Here is an 18,100-nt window from a genome sequence, read left to right as displayed (position 1 = left end):
TTATCGTATCGAAAAGTGGTATCAAGCTTTAGAGCATATTTGATACTTCTTAGTCTTTAGTTATTAAATTTTCAGTGTTAATCTATAATGAACGAATTAATTAAAGATAAAAATTAAATTTTTGAGGTGTAATTTTGTCGAATAAAGATGTCCTTGTTTTTGAGATTGAGCAGGCTAAGGGAAAACCAAGAGATGTTCAACATACTAAGAAAGCTAATTACTGTCCGTTTTGCGACACAGAACATTTAACTAATATCATTGATCAAAAGAACGATATGATTTGGCTAGAGAATAAATTTAAGACGTTGAAGGGTACTAATCAGACTATTGTGATTGAATCGCATAATCATGATGGTGATATTTCAAATTATTCGGTTGCTAAAAATCGGGAAGTGTTTGAATATATTTATCATTGCTGGAATGAAATGATTCAGACTAAGAAATATACGAGTGTTTTAATGTATAAAAACTTTGGTCCAATGTCTGGCGGTTCCTTACGTCATCCACATTTTCAAATTATCGGTTTAGACAAGGTTGATGGTTATAAACACGTTGAGCCCGAGAACTTTACAGGAATGAACGTTTTTGAGAATAAGCATATCAATGTGAATATTTCGGAAAAGCCGGTAATGGGGTTTGTCGAATTTAATATTATTATTAATAATCCGCAATATTTAGATGATTTGGCCGAATTTGCTCGGGTGACTGTAAAGTATATTTTAGACGACTTTTACGGGGGAAAATTTGATTCTTACAATATTTTCTTTTATCGAGAAGGTAGAAAAATAATTTGTAAGTTGACCGCTAGATACGTAGTTTCTCCATATTTTGTAGGATATAGATTATCGCAACGTGATGGTGATAAGCAGGTTAGAGGCATTGCGGAAGTTCTGTTGAAAAAATTACAGAATGAGGTCCAATCTGACGAAATTAATGAATTAGATGATTAAGTTCCATATTATGTTAAATGTAAACTAAAATAATTAAGAGGTTAAGTATTTTTCTAGGATATATGCCTAGATAAAAATATTTAGTCTTTTTTATTTACTTCGGAGTAGAAATGTTATGTAACCTAGTGCTTGAATAGCAAGTGTGAAATAAAATGTTTTACGAAAACATAACCGTAAAAATAAAAAAGAACGAAAAACAGCATAACTCAAATCAAAAGTGGAGGGTAGCATAAATGTGTAGAATATAGAAATCTTTTTTTACAGACAAAAAGACTCCCGCAATCTAAAAATAAATCACCGAAGCCTTTTACCTTAATATTTGAAATCATATATGTTCAAACTCAAAACTAGTCAGCTGACTTGAAAATTCCCTTAGTTAAATAACCACTCCACGTCCAACCAGAAACTTTTTTGTCACTCGAAGTAACGTAATAGTAAGTGCGAGAATGATGTTTATCAACACGAACTGACATTTCTTTAGTCGCATACCAAGTAGTTCGGTACTTATCTAGAGTAGTTTTCCTAGTCAATTCAACGGTTGGCTTATCTGCCATAAATAGTGCTGAATACAGATTACCCTTTGAATCCTTAGAGTGATAGGCGGTTTTAGAAATCTTTTTGACCGATCCATTACCAGTATATGTATGTTTCTCAGCCTTTTTTGAACTTGCTTGTGCCAAAACAGTGGTATTAGTTGTTAATGGCAGGGCAGTTAGTGGTAAGGAAAAAATTAAGAGTGCAAATGTTAAATTCTTCATGCTTTTCATGAAAAATTCCTCCATAAAATATTTATAAAAGCCAGTCAACAATTGACTTGAGAGTATTTAATCATATTTTATTTGTGAATACCAACAATTTGTCACTCCCAACATACTTTATATCGCAGCATAAACGTGGAACAAAGCCTAGCTTTTTCCGCTTAAAACAAAATGGAGCCAGCAATCCAAAATCGGATTACTGGCTTCATTTGTCTTAATATTTAAAAATTATTGTTAATTAGTCTTCTGGTTTGTAGTCTTTATCGATAATCAAAATAGGTTTGATTGTTTTACCACTGACAGAATCAGCGTCGGCTTCGTTGATTTGATCAAAGTCATAGAACTTTTCAGTTAAATCGAATGGGAAGACGCCCATTTGATAGAATTTGATTAAACGTGGAATGTCAACTTGAGGAATTGAATCACCCATATTTACACCAACAATCTTTTTGTCATCAACACAAAGATCATTCCAAGTGCTGATTTCGATATTGTGTGGTGTGACAGCAATTGTAGCTGATGTACCACCTTGTGTTAATGCGGCAATAGAATCTTTCATTACTGCGGCAACACCAGTTGTATCAACAGCCCAGTCAACTCCTAGACCACCTGTGATTTTCTTAATAGCGGCAACTGGATCTTCATTCTTACTATTAATGATGTCAGTAGCGCCCATTTTCTTGGCTAATTCCAAACGTGAGTCAACGATATCAACGGCAATGACGTTAACACAGCCAGAAATCTTACCAGCCATCATAGCGGCAAGTCCGACAGCTCCGGTACCAAAGACAGCAATCGTATCACCAGGCTTTGGTTGAAGTGTATTGAAGACAGTACCACTACCAGTTACGTAGCCACAACCTAGAGGTCCGAGTTTTCTCAAATCAAGATCCTTAGGGACTTTCACAGCGTTACGTTTATCAATAACAGTGTGAGTAGTGAAGGAAGATTGATTGAACATATCGCTAACGTGATGGCCATCTTCTGTGAAGTGATCAGAGCCATCAGGACGAGTACCTGATAAGTTTGAAGCGGCATATTTACGACATTGTGTAGGTTTACCCTTTAAACAATTGTCACATTCACCACATGAATAAAATGACATGATAATGTGGTCGCCAGGTTTGAAGTTTGTAACGTTTTTACCAACTTTTTCGACGATTCCTGAACCCTCATGTCCAAGAACAACAGGGAAGTTAAAGGCGGCATCACCTTTACGCAAAGCTTCATCAGAATGGCAAATACCTGAAGCAACGACTTTAACTTGTAAACCGTCGTCAGTCATATCAGCCAATTCGACATCATCCTTAATTACAAATGGATCATTTACTTTATCAACAACAGCAGCTTTAATTCTCATACAAAATCCCTCTCTCTGGATAAATAATATATTGAAAACGTTTACCACGGTGAAAATTATTTCACTAATAATAACTAAATTCAATCTTGTATTTTTAAAAAAGCTAAATTTTATAAATATTATTGAAAAATTGTCGAAAATTAATTTCAAATTAACGTCGAAATAAGTTTTATGTAACGTTCAAATACGGTAAGATATATACTGATTAAATAACATGTTGTGCTTGTTAGATATTGCTTGCTCTTTCAGGCTAGTTTTTCAGTGCAAATAACGATTAATTGTAACCTTTTGTTTATTTCAAATTCATTAAATTATGAAATATATGAACTGGCACAACACGTTAAATACAAAAGAGTATGGTGAAAAATGGATATAACAGAATTATACGGTCAAGTATTGTCTGGTACAGTAACTGACCTTAATAAAGATGAAGCATTTGTTCAAATCGAAGGATACACGTTTGCTTTAGATCTTAATGAATTAACTGAAATACCAGAACTTGGCGATGAAGTTGCTGGTTTTGTATATGAAAATCAAGCTCACAAAAATAAAATGACAACCGTTATGCCTTTTATTACACAAGGTGTTTGGGATTTTGCGGAAGTAACAGATGTTCGAACTGACTTAGGTGTTTTTGTTAATGTTGGTTTGGAAGATAAAGACTTTGTAGTTTCTTTGGATGATTTACCACTTGAACATAATGAATGGCCTAAAAAGGGCGATAACTTGATGGTTAAGTTAGAAATTGATCATAAGGGTCGTTTATGGGGGAAATTAGCCGATATTGAGCTTTACACCCAAATTGCTCGTAGTCCCGAACGTGAAATGAAAACTTTGTTGAATAAAGATGAAGAGGGAACAGTTATTGCCATTCGTGAATCTGGAGCTTTTGTTATGACTGACAGTTATTACATGGCTTTCATTCATAAGACTGAGCAAGGTCAACCTTTGCATATTGGACAACATGTCAAAGCACGGGTCATTGGTTCAAGTCACAGACGTTTAAACTTATCAATGAAGCCTCGCGCTTATGAAGAAATTACTCCCGATGCACAGATGATCGTGGCTGTTTTAGAGCATTCACGTGACAATAAGATGCCCTATACTGACAAGAGTGATCCAGATGAAATCCGTGAATATTTTGGTATTAGTAAGGGTAGCTTTAAACGTGCGCTCGGTAATTTGATGAAACAACGTAAAATTGAGCAAAAAGATGGCTACACGTATCTAAAATAGAGGTGATAATTTATGAGTGATAAATTATCTATCAAAAATCAAGTTATGATTGATATGATTGCCGATTATGCGCGTTATTTACGCTTAGATCGGGGATTATCAAAAAATACGATTATTTCATATCAGACAGATATCTTAGAATTTAGTAGTTTTTTGGAAAAGAGACAGATTAAATTTTATCCGGAAGATCACTTTGTAGTAACGCAATTTTTTGCCGAGCAAGATAAAATGAATAAGTCAAAGACCTCCCAAATGCGGATGTTCTCTTCACTACGTAAGTTTTATCAGTGGATGGAAATTGTTGACAAGGTTAAAGTCAATCCGATGAATGAGCTGGATGCTCCTAAAAAAGGGACACATTTGCCAGTTGTTTTATCAATGGACGAAGTTAACTCCTTGATTGAATCACCTGATGTATCAACTTCTCTTGGTGTACGTGACCGGACCATTTTTGAAGTCATGTATGCAACCGGATTGCGTGTCAGTGAACTAGTTAATTTAAGTATGGATGATTTACATTTGGACTTGAAGTTAATTAAGACATTAGGTAAAGGTGATAAAGAACGGTTGTTGCCAATTGGTGATACAGCGATTGCTTGGTTAAAGAAGTATTTTGCGGAAACACGGGCAGAATTGGTGGCCGAGTATGGTCCCCAAAAAGAAGTCTTTTTGAATTTCCGTGGCAAAAAGCTAACCCGACAATCTATTTGGCGAATGATTAAAAAGTATATCGCCCAGGTTGGGATAAAAAAAGATGTCACACCGCACACTTTGCGGCATTCATTTGCGACTAATTTATTAGAAAATGGCGCCGATTTGAGAGTTGTTCAAGAATTATTGGGGCACTCTGACATTTCGACTACCCAAATTTACACGCACGTTAACAAAACACATATGAAACAAGTGTATAATGAATCATTTCCACGTGCTTAGGAGGAGAGTCAATGCTTAATAAATATAGTGATGAGAATAAAAAAATTGCAATGGGGTTTTTATCATACATCACGGACCTCAAAGATTTAGATAATTTGGAACAAGAACTGGAACTTTATTCAGAAGACGAAAATCGGCAACTTTATTTATGGAAAAGTAACCTAGATGATTTCTCTGGAATCGTGGCATTGTCTTTTTCAGAGCGAACGGTCTTTGTTGAATATATTTCATTGAATCCGTCTTATCGTTCTCAAAGCAATATTTTTAAGATTTTTGATGATATTCAACAAAAGTCTCCTAAGCGGGTTATTTTGGCCAACTTCGGTTTAAATGCAGAGTTGATTCAATGGCGTAAAAATAAAGAGAAACTCGAAAAAGATAAAGACATGGAAGAAACAGATTGATGCAAAAATTAAATTTAGTCTTAACAGATTTTGAAGGCCCTATCGACTTGTTGTTGCATTTGATCAAAGAATCAAAAGTAGATATTTACGATATTCCAATTGCACAAATTACTCAGCAATACATTGATTATTTGAACGGTATGAAAGTTTTACAACTGGATATTGCCGGAGACTATTTGGTGATGGCGTCTACTTTGATGTCAATTAAAAGTAAAATGCTGTTACCACAAGCTCCAGATGAAATTGATGACGAATTTGAAGCTGATGATCCTCGTGATGAATTAGTTTCGCAATTGTTAACGTATCAAACATATAAACGTGTAGCGGCTTATTTTGAGGAAAAGGAACAAGTCAGAAAGCAGCAGCTCGATAAAGAAGTAAGTTTACCGACGACACAATTAGAACAATTTTTAGAGCCTGGTTCGGTTGTGTTGGACGACTTAGCATCAACGTATGCTGAATTGTTGCGGGAAAAAAAGAATCGTCAACCAGAGACTGAAACGATTGAGAATGAAACGTTGTCAATTGAAGATGCGACGAATAATATCATGAGCGAATTAAAGACTGTTAAACGTACGACATTTAAGGCTTTATTGAAGTTACATGATAATATTGAAGAAATCGTAACAGACTTTATGGCAATTTTGGAATTAGCTAGCAAGCAATTGGTGATAGTTCAACAAGCCGATTTTAAAAGTGAATTATTTATTGAATTGAGGAATTAAACGTGTATCAAGCAAAGATAATGGCACTATTATTTGTTGCCGGTGATCAGGGAATCAAAGAAAAAGACCTAGCAGGACTTTTGGAGATCGATAGTGCTGCCTTGCGTCAAAATATTGAAGAACTAAAAATTAAATTAATGACCGACGTTGATTCTGGAATTCAGTTGGTTGATTTCAATGATGTTTATAAACTAGTTACGAAAAATGAATTTGCAGAATTGCTAACAAAGTATTTTAAAGCCGGTCTTGGTTCTAAGTTGAGCCAAGCGGCCTTAGAAGTGTTGTCAATAATTGCTTATCGTCAACCGATCACAAGAATAGAAATTGACGAGATTCGTGGTGTTCAAAGTTCTGGTAGTTTGAATACTTTGTTGATGAGAAAGCTGATCAAGGAAAATGGTAAGAAGAATGTCCCAGGACATCCTAACTTATATGTTGTAACAGATGAGTTTTTTGACTATTTTGGAATTAAAAGTATCGAAGAATTACCAAAAATAGAAAAATTTGAAGATAATTCAAATATGGGAGATATTAATGGAGAAAGTTAGATTACAAAAATTCATGGCTGACGCAGGAGTTGCTTCACGTCGTAAGTCAGAAGAGATGATTGCAACTGGCCACGTTAAAGTTAACAATAAAGTGGTTACTGAAATGGGCGTTAAAGTCGACAATCATGACAAAATTGAAGTTGATGGGATGCCTTTACAAGAAGAAAAGAAACGTTATATTTTAATGTACAAACCACGTGGTGTTATTTCAGCGGTAAAAGATGATAAAGATCGGAAAGTTGTTACCGATTTATTGGAAGAAGATGTTCAAGAACGTGTTTATCCAATCGGTCGACTAGATTATGATACTTCTGGTTTGTTGTTATTAACCAATGATGGTGAGTTTGCTAACCATTTGATGCATCCACGCTATCACGTTGATAAGACTTATGTTGCTAAAATTGAAGGTATTTTGGCAACCGAAGAAATCAAGAAGCTAGAAAATGGTATTAAATTAAAGGGATATACAACTTCTAAGGCTAAAGTAAAGGTCATGTCAAAAGACAAGAAGAAAAACTCGTCAATTGTTAAGATTACAATTCATGAAGGCCATAACCATCAAGTTAAGAATATGTTTGATGCAGTCGGACATAAGGTTGAAAAACTGGCCCGTGAAAGTTATTCATTCTTGACATTAGATGGTTTAGTTTCTGGTAAATATCGTGATTTGACACGCCAAGAAGTGGCAGAATTGAAAAAGAACAAGTAGGGACTAGGAAACAACTATCCTGTGACTATAAAAGATGAAATAAAACATGCTTGTAAAGCTATGTTTTATTTCACCTTTTTTTCATAACTGCACACTTTCTGCACATTTTCTGAATATTTTGCGTTTATAAACAATTAAGTTGCGCATATTTTTATGAAAAATGGCTTAATTGGTTGGTCGTTATGTGTTTGTGCCGTTAGCAATGTCTTTAAAAATGTTAGTCAAAATATTGGAGATAATTGATAATTTACAAGATTTTTGCAAACGTATACAATTTAGTTATAGACGTTATGAATATTGATTAGTTGTAATTTACCCAATATCTGCTATATTGAGAGTATAAAATTTAATAAATTGGTTTTCAGGGCAGGGTGAGATTCCCGACCGGCGGTATAGTCCGCGACCCAACTTAGGTTGGCCGAATGGGTTTGATTCCCATACCGATAGTTAAAGTCTAGATGAAAGAAAACAGAGTAAGGTCTGTTTTGGTGTGCCCAAAATAGGCCTTTTTTCTTTGGAAATCGATTGAGGAAGGTTGATTCTAATGGGAAAGAGTACATACAAGTTTCAAGCAATCGTGGGGGTTTCAATTTTTGCAGCATTGGGAACAATTTTAATGTTCTTCGAGTTTCCAATTTTGATTTGGATGCCTTTTTTGAAAGTTGACCTGAGTGATGTCGTTACTATCATTGGGACCTTTGCATATGGACCTGTGGGAGGAATTTTGATAGCTTTAATTAAGTCGATGGTCCATGTTATTGTGACTGGTAGTGGTGTAGCTGGTTTAATTGGTAATGGTGCAGCATTTGTCGGTTCAGTATCGTTATTAATACCATTCAATTATTTCTGGAAAAAAGATCAAAGAGCGATGGCAATTATTGCCGGGACAGCTTCCATGACCATTATTATGTCGGTTTTGAACTATTTAGTAGTTATGCCATTGTACATGAATGTTGTCGGGATGAAGTTAAATATGAATCTAGCACAATATGTTGCTACAGGCGTAGTTCCATTCAATATTGTTAAGGCATTAATCTTATCAGCAGCCGTAATTATCGTTTATCCTCGAATTAAAGGTCATTTTGCTATCAAATAGGGAAATTTTATAAATCTTTAAAGAAAAATTTTAAACTTTTATGATATGCTTTAAGAGATAGAAATTAGGAGGTTGGTTTTTAATGGCCGATAATGATAAAAACAATATGTCTGGCGATTCACGTGTTCCTAAATCCACTCAAGGACTAGAGGGATCTGTCAGTCTTGAGGATTTGAAAAAATATCATCTAATTAATACAGGTGATGGTGACACACCAACAAATGATACCGTTTCTGATGCTCAAACTTCTAATGATGAATCTCCACAAGCAAGTGCTGAACCAAGTGACGCTAATAACGTTGCCGAAAATAATCAATCAGCACCTGAAGCTGAAGATCATCTTCAATCTGAAGAAAGCAATGATCATTTAAGTGAAGCAAAACAAGATTCAGATCTTGATAATTCCAATGATGCTAAGTTTGTTCCAGTACCACCAGTTATGCCATCACATTCAGAGAAAACTGATGAGGCTAAGTCTCATGCTGATTCTGAACCAGAAGCAGCTGAATCTAAGGCCGAACCCAAGACCGACCAAGAAGATGTCAAGCCTTGGGAAAAGAGTTTTGATTCTGATACAGATGATGACGGACATGTTTCACGTGCAGTTTCAAAGGAGAAGCAACGTGGTAATCATACCTTAGTTGTTACCTTAGTTATTGCTTTGATCGTGATTATGTTTACACCCGTAGTGATCAACGCTGTTAAGGGTAGTGGTAGTGGTGATCTAGATAGCACCCAATCAACAAAATCAGTTGAGAATAAGGATAAAGCTACTAGAGAGAAAAAGGCCGCAGCCAAAAAGGCTGCTGCTAAGAAGAAAGCTGCTAAAGAAGCTGCCGATAAAAAAGCCGCTGCTGAAAAGAAGGCTGCTGCCGCTAAGAAAGCCGCAGAATCAGAAAATAAGAAGAGTAGTTCTAATAGTAATAACGCTTCTAATGCTGACAACAACAGTAACGCCTCAGACAATACAGCTTCTGACAGTACAAACAGTAATCAAACAACAAGCAATGCTGATTCACAACAATCACAAAGTAATCAACAAGCTTCTGATAATAATTCAGCAAACAATTCAACCAATAATTCTACATCGACATCAACTGATAACAGTAATAGTGCCTCATATTACACTGTCAAAGCTGGTGACAACTGGTTTAGAATTGCATACAACAACAATCTAACAACTGCTCAATTAAAGAGTATGAATGGAAATGTTGGTACATTAACACCAGGTACAACACTAAGAGTTAAATAAATTTAAGTTTAAGTGTAGGGTCTCTGACAATTTTGTCTGGGCCCTTTTATTAAGGAGAGAAATTAATGCAAATTGCTATAGATGGTCCAGCTTCAGCAGGAAAGAGTACAATTGCTAAGTTGATTGCAAAGAAATTAGATTTTGTATATTGTGATACCGGCGCAATGTATCGTACAGTAACATTACTTGCAAAAAAGCATAATGTAGGTTATGGTGATACTCTCAATATTTTAAAATTAATGTCAGAACATAAAATTCATTTTCTTAATAAGGAAGATGGCCAACATGTTCTTTTGGATGATGAAGATGTTTCTGATGCAATTAGAACTGAAGAGATCACTAATAATGTCTCACAAGTTTCTGCAATCAAGGAAGTAAGAACTGAATTAGTTGAAATGCAAAGAGATATGGCCAATGATGTAGATATTGTTATGGATGGTCGCGATATCGGGACAACTGTCTTACCAAATGCTGAAGTCAAAATCTTTTTAATTGCGAGTGTTGAAGTTCGGGCGCAAAGACGTTTTAAAGAAAATATTGAACGTGGTATCAATACACCTTTGAAGGAGTTGCAAGATGAGATTGCAGCCAGAGATTATAAGGATTCACATCGTGAAATTTCACCTTTAAAGAAAGCAAACGATGCCATTGAAGTTGATACTTCTGATATGACCATTGAACAAGTAGTTGAGCGAGTAACTGAAATAGTTAATGAACATAAGTAAGCAGGGAGGCAAAATATGTCTGTTCCAGTAGTTGCGTTAGTAGGGCGCCCCAATGTTGGGAAATCTACAATTTTCAATCGAATTATTAATGAAAGACTTTCGATTGTTGAAGATACACCCGGTGTTACACGTGATCGAATTTATTCCCGTGCCAGTTGGTTAGGGAAAGAATTTCGTTTAATTGATACTGGTGGTATTGAAATGAGCGGTGAAAAAATGTCCGTTCAAATTAAAACACAAGCTGAGATTGCGATTGATGAAGCTGATGTTATCGTCTTTATCACTAATGGTCAAAATGGTGTAACTAAAGAGGATGAAGATGTTGCTAAGATTCTTTATCGGACAAACAAGCCAGTTATTTTAGCTGTTAACAAAGCCGATAATCCTGAACAACGTCAAAATATCTATGATTTTTATGCATTAGGTTTTGGTGATCCAAACCCAATCTCTGGCTCCCAAGGTACTGGCCTAGGTGATTTATTGGATGCAATCGTTAAGGCATTTCCAAATGATGATAAGGCTGAAGAGGATGATACGATTAAGTTTAGTTTCATTGGTCGTCCAAATGTTGGTAAATCATCATTAGTTAACGCCATTTTAGGTGATGAACGTGTTATTGTTTCCGACATGCAAGGAACAACGCGTGATGCAATCGATACTAAGTATCATGATGAAAAGCTTGATAAAGACTTTACTATGATTGATACTGCAGGTATCAGAAAACGTGGTAAGGTCTACGAAAATACTGAGAAGTACTCAGTTTTACGTGCTTTGAGTGCGATTGATAAATCTGATGTCGTCTGTGTTGTTTTGAATGCTGAAGAAGGTATTCGTGAACAAGATAAACGTGTTGCCGGATATGCTCACAATGCCGGTAAGGGTGTCATCATTGTCGTTAACAAATGGGATACTTTGAAAAAAGATACTAATACGATGAAGGACTTTGAAAATCAAATAAGAACCGAATTTCAATATTTGGCATATGCTCCGATTCTCTTTACTTCAGCAACTAAGAATCAACGTCTTGATCAAATCCCTGAATTGGTTGAACGAGTTTATGATAATCGTGAACGTCGTATTCAATCATCAGTCTTGAATGATCTTTTGTTGAGAGCTACTTCAATTGCTCCAACTCCATTAGTTAATGGTAAGAGATTACGAATTTACTATATGACGCAAGTTGCAGTTCAACCACCAACATTTGTTGTCTTTGTGAATGAAACTGAATTGTTGCATTTCTCATATGAAAGATTCTTGAAGAACCAATTGCGAGAAACTTTTGACTTTGAGGGAACACCAATTAAGATTCTTCCTAGAAAACGAAAATAGGCTAGAACGACGGTATTTTATCCGTTTTTATAAATATAATTATATTTTAGAAGAATTATCGTAAAAAAAACGGTAAATGCTTGTCACAACGGCGTTGCTATGGTATTTTTGTAAATAGAATAATGAACGCATTAATAAAAGTTCATGTGTTCTAAAATTTTTACAATTTTCCGGAGGTATTCACATATGGCAAATAAAGCTGAACTTATTGATAGTGTAGCAAGTAAAACAGGCTTGACAAAGAAGGATGCAACTTCTGCTGTTGATGCTGTTTTCGAAACAATTCAAGAAAACTTATCAGAAGGTAACAAAGTTCAATTAATCGGCTTTGGTAACTTCGAAGTTCGTCAACGTGCTGCTCGTAAGGGTCGTAACCCACAAACTGGCGAAGAAATTAAAATTCCTGCAAGCAAAGTTCCAGCATTCAAACCTGGTAAAGCTTTGAAGGATTCAGTTAAATAATTAATTTAACTATCAAAGGGGCGGTCTGATGACCGTCTTTTTTTACGCAAAAATATTGGAGGTATTATTTTGAGTAAAGCAGATGAAGTTATTCAAACAATTGATGATGGAGATTTTTCTCAAGTTGATAGTTTGATTCAAGATTCACTTTTGGAAGATGACGACCAAACCCAATTTTCATTGGCAGAGACATTGATGAGTCGTGGCCTCTCAGTGCAAGCTAAGACGATTTATGACCATCTTCTAACCATTTACCCTACTGAGGGTCAAATCCTCTCTAGATTGGCTGAAATTGCTGTTTCTGACGGTGATAGTGACCAAGCGTTGGATTATATTTCTCAAATCGCACCAGATTCGCCTGCTTATGCCGAAAATCTCTTGGTTTCTGCAGATATTTATCAATCACAAGGTCTCTATGAAGTTAGCGAACAAAAACTTCTTACCGGTATCCGTGAATACCCCGATGAGGAAGTCTTTAAATTTGCCTTGGCAGAAGTTTATTTCGATGAGAATAAATTTAGCAAGGCCTTAACGTATTATGATATGTTGCTTGATATGGGTATTAAGAACTATTCAGGAATTTCAATCGTCTTTCGTAAAGCTAGTTCTTTAGCAGGGGATGGTCAATACGAAGCTGCCATTAGTGAATATGAGAAATTGAATGCTCTGGAATTAAATGAAGACGCACAATTCCAATTAGGGTTCTTATATAATCAAGTGAAGAATTATAATAAATCTATTGCCATTTTAGAAAAACTCTTGGAAACTAATCGTGATTATCCAACCGCTTATCCAATTTTGGCAGAGGATTATTTGAATATTAAAAAGAATGAAGATGCCTTTAAGTATGCTCAACTTGGTTTGAATTTGAATGAATTAGATGATCGTTTGTATCAAATCGCTTTTGATGCCGGAACTGCAGAGGATTCAGCAGAGGCAGTTAAGATTTTGGAGACTGGTATCAAGAAAGTTGAAAATCCATTACCATTAATTGTTAAATTGAGTGATTATTACATTACAAAAGGTCAATTCAAAGCTAATTTGGACCTACTATCTGGACGTGACGTTAATAATAATCCTAAATTGACATGGAACTTGGCTAAGTCACAATTTGAAACAGATGATGTTAACGATGCTCAAGAAAATATTTTGTTAGTTCTCGATGATTTTAAAGATAATCTTGATTATTTATCAGATTTAATTGAAATCTTGCGTAGTACAGGTAATAACGATGTGTTGAGACCAGCATTAGCACTTTATCTCAAACAAGATCCAAACAATGAAGCAATGCAAAATTTGTTAGATCAAATGAATGACTAAGTATTAGGTTGTCAGTTGCCGTCTCTGGGTGCAAGCAACGTTGACGCTGTGGGGACCGCATGGAGCCAAGGTCTCCAGGCTCGATTTTGAACTTCGCAAAAAGCGCGAATTTCAAAACTCGTCCCGTGGTGTAATAGTAAAGTCCTAACGCCACCTGCACTGCAGCCAACATTTCTTGCACCCAGAGACTAATATTTTTGTTATTTTTTATATGATGTAACTAACTCTGATTCATATAGAAAAGATACTGCATTATTTAAAATTGAATATTTTCAAAAGAGCTAGATGCTTTTTTTTCTGGATATATACCAAGAAAAAAATATCTAGCTCTTTTTATATTCTTTTCAATAACCAAGGTTGAAAAAAATAAATCGGATTACTGGCCTTATTTTTATTTTGATGCTCGAGAGTAGTTAACAGATTTAAAACATATTCTATATCCAACTATTCTATTCATCGATGGCAGAATAATATTTAAAGTTATTAAATATTGATTCAAAAACGAACAATGAACTAGCCGGAAGGAGTAAGAAAATTAGGTCGCTGTGAAGGTGGCGTTAGCACTTTAGTGCTTACACCACGGGACGACTTTTGAAACTCGCGTACTTTGCGAGGTTCAAAATCGAGACGAAAGACCTTGGCTTTCGTCGGTCCCCACAGCGACCTAATTTTCTTGCTACTGGAGGCGGCATATTAAACCAGCACCCATGAATAGTACAATGTTTTTAATTGGATTTATATTAGAAAAATTAAATTAAAATTAATTAATTCTAATAAAACTCTTGCATTCTAAAAAACTTCTGCTAAGATTACTTACATAAATTGATTTTGATTTTAACGCAAGTAATAAAATATCTGGGTGTTCAGAGAATTGGCGGTTGGTGCGAGCCATGCAGGGTATTTTTATGAAATACAAAATCAAGATCACGTGTCCCACGTTTCGGGAGTAAAGAGCAAATGGACTAGTCTATCCATTTGAATTTTGGGTGGTACCGCGCAAATTAGCGTCCCTGCATATTGTTGCAGGGGCGCTTTTTTTATACTCTTGGGCACGAATTAAAGGAGGAATTAAAATGAAATTTATCGACAAACTTCGAATGCAAGCTACTTTTAGTCAAATCCTTAATGTGAATGAAATCAATGACGCTAAACAAAGCTATCTTTATAGACCCTATTGGAGCAAATAATGAACAAAATAAACAAAAATCGGGGACATTTAACTCCCCATTAAAGAATAATTAGGGTGAGAAATATGAAAAAGAAAAATCGTTTAACTTTTTGGGAAAGTTTAATTATTATGTTAGTCATGTTTGGCATGCTAGGTACGATGATGATTGCTTGGAAGATGACTCCACAAATCCCGATTTTATTAACTTTTACATTATTATTATTTTATGGCCGCTTTAGAGGTTTCTCTTGGAAAGAGTTGCAAGATGGTATCGCTGAGGGAATTAAACCAGGTATCATCCCAATGATTATTTTTATTATGATTGGTGTATTAGTTTCTGCCTGGTCGATGTCAGGTGTTATCCCGACGATTATGGTCTATGGTTTGGAATTATTGAACGTTCGTTTCTTTCTGTTTACCGTTTTTATTAGTTGTTGTTTAGTTGGTGTAATCGTAGGTAGTTCTTTTACAACGATTAGTACCTTGGGTATCGTCTTTATGGGTATTGGTCATGTTATGGGCATCAACGTTGCTTTGACGGCGGGTTCGATTGTGTCTGGTGCATTATTTGGCAACAATATGTCACCACTTTCAGGAACAACTAATTTATCAACTGGAATTGCGGGCGTCGATAATGTTTTTGATCATATCAGAACGATAGCTCATACAGCAGTACCATCAGCAATCGTAACAGCAATTATTTTCTTAGTTGTCGGACATTCGACGGCCAATCCAGATATGAGTTCAGTTCATCACATCATTAGTGCTTTGAATGCTAATTTCTTTATCTCACCACTAATGTTAATTCCAATTGCCGTTTTAATTTTTTGTGCAATTGTCCAAGTGCCTGCAATTCCAACGTTACTAGCAGGTTCAATTACAGCTATTATTATGCATATTTTTATAGATCATCCCACAGTTAAGGCAGTTAGTGATCAAATCATGAATGGATTTCAATTACACTCTGCTGATAAGAAAATCAATGCGATTGTTAGTGGCGGCGGTATTACTAGTATGTTAGGTAGTATCTCTTTGATTTTAGTTGCTTTAACCCTAGGAGGAGTTTTGTTGAAACTAGGCGTGGTGGATAATTTGATTGGCAAGTTGAATAGTCAAGTTAATACACCTGGAAAGTTAATTTTAACTTCTATGATCAGTGCCATTGGTGTCAACTTCTTAGTCGGTGAACAGTACATTTCTATCATTCTTCCTGGAGCAACCTTTAAGAAGAATTTTGAGAAACAAAAACTTCAACCAGAGTATTTGTCACGAGTCCTTGCCAGTGGCGGGGCAGATATTAATGCGTTAGTACCTTGGGGTGTGACTGGAATTTTCATCTCCGGCGTTTTGGGTGTCAGTCCAGTGGTCTTCATCTCATGTGCATTTTATGTTTGGATGAATCCTTTATTGACAGTGATTTTTGCCTTTGTTTTTGGGAAAAATTACGGAAAAGCTAAATCTCCTAAAACAACGATGGTTCGAGAAGTTTCAGAACAATTGAATTAAAGCATTAAGTATTTGGAAGGCAATTTAAAAAGTATAGAGTATGACAAACGAGACTAGTAATCCGATTTTGGATTGCTAGTCTCGTTTGGGTTAGGCGGAAAAAAGTAGTGTTTAAAGAGCTCCTAAGGTTCTATAAAAAAGCTGAGAAGGTACCAAAATAATGCTTGAAAACTGACTGTGCTTTGCCTTGTTCTTAAATTTGGAATTATTTGTAAAGAAATTATACGAAAAATTTTCAAAAATTAAACGTTAAATACACCATTTTTATACAGCCACTCTTTATGATTATCCCTATGAATAGGAGGAATAATCGTGAAAAAAAGTATGCTAAAACGTATTTTACTGACATTAGGGGTTCTAGCTATGGCTGTAGTATTTACAGCTTGTGGTAAGAAAACATCAGCAACGTCAGTTAAACACATCACGTACTGGCATGTTAATGCCCAGACTCAAGGGGAGCCACAGTTGACGAGCTAGTTAAAAAGTTTAACGAAACACACAAGAATATTAAGGTAACTGCTAAATATAATCCTGATATGTATAAAGGATTGATGCAAAATTTACAATCAGCTCAAGCTTCAGGGAAAGTTCCTGATATTACACAAGTTGGTTGGGCATATGATAACTACTTTGCAAGTAACTTTAAGTATATGACACCAACAGATGCTGCCAAGAAATTTGATGGTAATAATAAGTTTATCGATGCTAACTTTACAAAGAGAACTTTGTCATTTGCTAAAGACAGTAAGGGTAAGTTAGTTGGTTTGCCTTACTCATTAAGTACACCAGTGTTATTTATTAATAAAGATATTCTAAGTAAATATGATATCAAAGAAGATTCCCTAGCAACTTGGGAAGGTATTAAAGAAGCTTCTAAGAAGATTCATGATCAATCTGGTAAATACGGACTATATATCCAAGAGCCAGCTGATACTTGGGCTCAACAAGCAATTATGTTAAGTAATGGTGCTGACATTCAAAAGGATGGAAAAGCCGCCTTTGCTAGTGCCAATGGAGTTGCAGCCTATAAATATTATCAAGAGATGGTTACCGATAAATTGGCATTACACACACCTTGGGCACAAGGAATGGATTCATTTGTTAAAGGTGATGTAGCTATGGCATTTACAACTATTGCCCAAGCATCACATATTAAGAAGAGTGCTAGCTTTAATGCAGCAGCTATTGAAGCACCTCATTTCAAGGGTCACAAGACAGTTGTCCCAGTTGGTGGATCAATGTTAGCAATCACCGCACAAGATTCAGAACAACAAAAGGCCGCTTGGGAATTTGAAAAGTGGATGTATAAAGCTGAAGCTGCCGTAACTTGGAGTAAAGGTACAGGTTATTTACCTCCAACTAAAGTCGCTCTAGAATCATCAAGTTTCAAAGATTACGTTAAAGAAAATCCAATGCTTGAACCAGCAGTCAAGACTTTGGATAACGCTGTTCCATGGACATCTTTCCCTAAGAAGGGCTTGCAAGCTGAACAAGCTATGATTGATGCAAGAGATAAAATTTTATCCGGTAGTGATGTCAAATCTACATTGGATACAGCTCAGGATAAAATCAATGCACAACAAAAATAATCGTTTTTTACCATTTCTTTACCTACTACC

At 35.6% G+C, this 18,100-nt stretch carries 18 protein-coding genes and 1 riboswitch; of the genes, 16 read left to right on the top strand and 2 right to left on the bottom strand.

All coding sequences use genetic code 11. The annotated features are described in order from the left end of the window. The first annotated feature begins 134 nt into the window (after positions 1 to 134). Complete coding sequence (locus D1B17_RS06945; protein WP_120142383.1) at positions 135 to 950, top strand: DUF4931 domain-containing protein; 816 nt, start codon at positions 135 to 137, stop codon at positions 948 to 950. Between the two features lie 347 nt (positions 951 to 1,297). On the opposite strand, the gene D1B17_RS06940 is transcribed toward D1B17_RS06945, so the two are convergent. Both D1B17_RS06940 and D1B17_RS06935 read right to left on the bottom strand, forming a co-directional pair. Continuing rightward, entirely contained in the window at positions 1,298 to 1,717 is a 420-nt protein-coding gene (locus D1B17_RS06940; RefSeq protein ID WP_120142384.1) for a hypothetical protein, read from the bottom strand. Positions 1,718 to 1,946: 229 nt separating this feature from the next. Continuing rightward, positions 1,947 to 3,068: an NAD(P)-dependent alcohol dehydrogenase gene (locus D1B17_RS06935; protein WP_120142385.1), complete on the bottom strand. Its 1,122-nt coding sequence runs from the start codon at positions 3,066 to 3,068 to the stop codon at positions 1,947 to 1,949. 366 nt (positions 3,069 to 3,434) lie between these two features. Here D1B17_RS06935 and D1B17_RS06930 point away from each other — a divergent pair, with 366 nt between their 5' ends. The 15 genes from D1B17_RS06930 to D1B17_RS06865 all read left to right on the top strand — a co-directional run bounded on the left by D1B17_RS06930 (position 3,435) and on the right by D1B17_RS06865 (position 18,070). After that, positions 3,435 to 4,304, top strand: a complete 870-nt coding sequence (locus D1B17_RS06930; RefSeq protein ID WP_120142386.1) for a CvfB family protein — start codon at positions 3,435 to 3,437, stop codon at positions 4,302 to 4,304. Positions 4,305 to 4,316: 12 nt separating this feature from the next. Then, on the top strand, positions 4,317 to 5,237 hold the full coding sequence (gene xerD / locus D1B17_RS06925) for a site-specific tyrosine recombinase XerD (RefSeq protein WP_205880145.1): 921 nt from the start codon (positions 4,317 to 4,319) through the stop codon (positions 5,235 to 5,237). 11 nt (positions 5,238 to 5,248) lie between these two features. After that, positions 5,249 to 5,641, top strand: coding sequence for a RibT protein (locus D1B17_RS06920; protein WP_120142387.1), 393 nt, complete (start codon positions 5,249 to 5,251; stop codon positions 5,639 to 5,641). Continuing rightward, a complete protein-coding gene (locus D1B17_RS06915) occupies positions 5,641 to 6,366 on the top strand; it encodes a segregation and condensation protein A (RefSeq protein WP_120142388.1) in 726 nt (241 codons plus the stop codon). The genes D1B17_RS06920 and D1B17_RS06915 overlap by 1 nt, the downstream gene beginning before the upstream one ends. Before the next feature lie 20 nt (positions 6,367 to 6,386). Continuing rightward, positions 6,387 to 6,914 (top strand): SMC-Scp complex subunit ScpB, encoded by a 528-nt coding sequence (scpB, locus tag D1B17_RS06910; RefSeq protein WP_120144241.1) that lies wholly within the window; start codon positions 6,387 to 6,389, stop codon positions 6,912 to 6,914. Next, complete coding sequence (locus tag D1B17_RS06905; RefSeq protein WP_120142389.1) at positions 6,901 to 7,623, top strand: pseudouridine synthase; 723 nt, start codon at positions 6,901 to 6,903, stop codon at positions 7,621 to 7,623. The genes scpB and D1B17_RS06905 overlap by 14 nt, the downstream gene beginning before the upstream one ends. Positions 7,624 to 7,976: 353 nt before the next feature. Then, positions 7,977 to 8,097: riboswitch (FMN riboswitch) on the top strand. A gap of 70 nt (positions 8,098 to 8,167) precedes the next feature. Continuing rightward, entirely contained in the window at positions 8,168 to 8,719 is a 552-nt protein-coding gene (locus tag D1B17_RS06900) for an ECF transporter S component (RefSeq protein WP_120142390.1), read from the top strand. Between the two features lie 82 nt (positions 8,720 to 8,801). Beyond that, entirely contained in the window at positions 8,802 to 9,971 is a 1,170-nt protein-coding gene (locus tag D1B17_RS06895) for a LysM peptidoglycan-binding domain-containing protein (protein ID WP_120142391.1), read from the top strand. A 65-nt stretch (positions 9,972 to 10,036) separates the two neighbouring features. Continuing rightward, a complete protein-coding gene (gene cmk / locus D1B17_RS06890) occupies positions 10,037 to 10,696 on the top strand; it encodes a (d)CMP kinase (RefSeq protein ID WP_120142392.1) in 660 nt (219 codons plus the stop codon). Positions 10,697 to 10,711: 15 nt separating this feature from the next. Continuing rightward, positions 10,712 to 12,025 (top strand): ribosome biogenesis GTPase Der, encoded by a 1,314-nt coding sequence (gene der / locus D1B17_RS06885; RefSeq protein WP_120142393.1) that lies wholly within the window; start codon positions 10,712 to 10,714, stop codon positions 12,023 to 12,025. Positions 12,026 to 12,211: 186 nt separating this feature from the next. Further along, positions 12,212 to 12,487, top strand: coding sequence for an HU family DNA-binding protein (locus D1B17_RS06880; RefSeq protein ID WP_010019909.1), 276 nt, complete (start codon positions 12,212 to 12,214; stop codon positions 12,485 to 12,487). Positions 12,488 to 12,556: 69 nt separating this feature from the next. After that, positions 12,557 to 13,807, top strand: a complete 1,251-nt coding sequence (locus D1B17_RS06875; RefSeq protein WP_120142394.1) for a tetratricopeptide repeat protein — start codon at positions 12,557 to 12,559, stop codon at positions 13,805 to 13,807. 1,252 nt (positions 13,808 to 15,059) lie between these two features. Further along, positions 15,060 to 16,481 carry a Na+/H+ antiporter NhaC gene (nhaC, locus tag D1B17_RS06870; protein ID WP_120142395.1) on the top strand — a complete coding sequence of 474 codons (1,422 nt, stop codon included), beginning with the start codon at positions 15,060 to 15,062 and terminating at the stop codon, positions 16,479 to 16,481. 312 nt (positions 16,482 to 16,793) lie between these two features. Beyond that, entirely contained in the window at positions 16,794 to 16,958 is a 165-nt protein-coding gene (locus D1B17_RS12760) for a hypothetical protein (RefSeq protein ID WP_240704380.1), read from the top strand. A 29-nt stretch (positions 16,959 to 16,987) separates the two neighbouring features. Further along, on the top strand, positions 16,988 to 18,070 hold the full coding sequence (locus tag D1B17_RS06865) for an ABC transporter substrate-binding protein (protein ID WP_240704471.1): 1,083 nt from the start codon (positions 16,988 to 16,990) through the stop codon (positions 18,068 to 18,070). The last annotated feature ends 30 nt before the right edge of the window (positions 18,071 to 18,100 follow it).

This window comes from Companilactobacillus zhachilii (assembly GCF_003606365.2).
GTDB classification, from domain to species: domain Bacteria; phylum Bacillota; class Bacilli; order Lactobacillales; family Lactobacillaceae; genus Companilactobacillus; species Companilactobacillus zhachilii.
This window is presented reverse-complemented; position numbering and strand designations above follow the sequence as displayed.

Coding starts and splice junctions, on each gene's coding strand:
- der (WP_120142393.1), top strand. CDS start 10,712: ATGTCTGTTCCAGTAGTTGCGTTAGTAGGGCGCCCCAATGTTGGGAAA.
- scpB (WP_120144241.1), top strand. CDS start 6,387: ATGGCACTATTATTTGTTGCCGGTGATCAGGGAATCAAAGAAAAAGAC.
- D1B17_RS06935 (WP_120142385.1), bottom strand. CDS start 3,068: ATGAGAATTAAAGCTGCTGTTGTTGATAAAGTAAATGATCCATTTGTA.
- D1B17_RS06930 (WP_120142386.1), top strand. CDS start 3,435: ATGGATATAACAGAATTATACGGTCAAGTATTGTCTGGTACAGTAACT.
- D1B17_RS06915 (WP_120142388.1), top strand. CDS start 5,641: ATGCAAAAATTAAATTTAGTCTTAACAGATTTTGAAGGCCCTATCGAC.
- D1B17_RS06920 (WP_120142387.1), top strand. CDS start 5,249: ATGCTTAATAAATATAGTGATGAGAATAAAAAAATTGCAATGGGGTTT.
- nhaC (WP_120142395.1), top strand. CDS start 15,060: ATGAAAAAGAAAAATCGTTTAACTTTTTGGGAAAGTTTAATTATTATG.
- xerD (WP_205880145.1), top strand. CDS start 4,317: ATGAGTGATAAATTATCTATCAAAAATCAAGTTATGATTGATATGATT.
- cmk (WP_120142392.1), top strand. CDS start 10,037: ATGCAAATTGCTATAGATGGTCCAGCTTCAGCAGGAAAGAGTACAATT.
- D1B17_RS06895 (WP_120142391.1), top strand. CDS start 8,802: ATGGCCGATAATGATAAAAACAATATGTCTGGCGATTCACGTGTTCCT.
- D1B17_RS06900 (WP_120142390.1), top strand. CDS start 8,168: ATGGGAAAGAGTACATACAAGTTTCAAGCAATCGTGGGGGTTTCAATT.
- D1B17_RS06880 (WP_010019909.1), top strand. CDS start 12,212: ATGGCAAATAAAGCTGAACTTATTGATAGTGTAGCAAGTAAAACAGGC.
- D1B17_RS06940 (WP_120142384.1), bottom strand. CDS start 1,717: ATGAAAAGCATGAAGAATTTAACATTTGCACTCTTAATTTTTTCCTTA.
- D1B17_RS06905 (WP_120142389.1), top strand. CDS start 6,901: ATGGAGAAAGTTAGATTACAAAAATTCATGGCTGACGCAGGAGTTGCT.